Raw genomic sequence first — 626 nt, forward strand, 5'->3', positions numbered from 1 at the left:
GCCAGACCTTTCCATCCTCAAACCAAAGGCAAGAATGAGCGGTTTAACCGAACCCTGAAAGAGGAGGTTCTGGCATACAGAACATTTCGCAGTCACCACACTATGCAATCGGCCTTTGATCAATGGAGGCGGATTTATAATTTCCATCGCCCGCATGAAGCACTTGGATTAGCGCCACCTATCAGCCGCTATACAATCTCACAGCATATCTTTCCCAAACACCTTCCAGATATCAGCTATCCCAAAGGAACAATGGTCCGAAAGGTACCCAGAACAAGAGCGGAAATCAGCTTTAACGGAAGGCTCTGGTATGTCCCTAAATGCTTCCGCGGCTACACTCTCGCCATACGTCCCTCAGACAAACCTGAGATCTTCAACGTATGTTTTGCAGCAAACACAGTCGCAAAAATCGACTTAACATCATAACATGACCGTCACCCATGTCCCCGAACAAACGTCAACCATCTCTCCGGGACAAACACTTTGAGCCGGGATCCATAACCCATTGCCTTGCTTTTTCACCAACGCGTTTGGCCAATCTCTAATACTGGGGGTATGGGTCCCGGGTCTTCGTGTACATACCGGAGACATAGGTGACAGGTGTTCGGAGAGATGGTTGACACATT

At 48.6% G+C, this 626-nt stretch carries 1 protein-coding gene; it reads left to right on the top strand.

The window, feature by feature from the left end:
• On the top strand, positions 1–426 hold a 426-nt coding region (locus PsW64_RS28285), incomplete at its 5' end, for an integrase core domain-containing protein (protein ID WP_446737474.1).
• Between the last annotated feature and the right edge of the window lie 200 nt (positions 427–626).

It is taken from the genome of Pseudovibrio sp. W64, from assembly GCF_001623145.1.
In the GTDB taxonomy this organism is placed as follows: Bacteria; Pseudomonadota; Alphaproteobacteria; order Rhizobiales; family Stappiaceae; genus Pseudovibrio.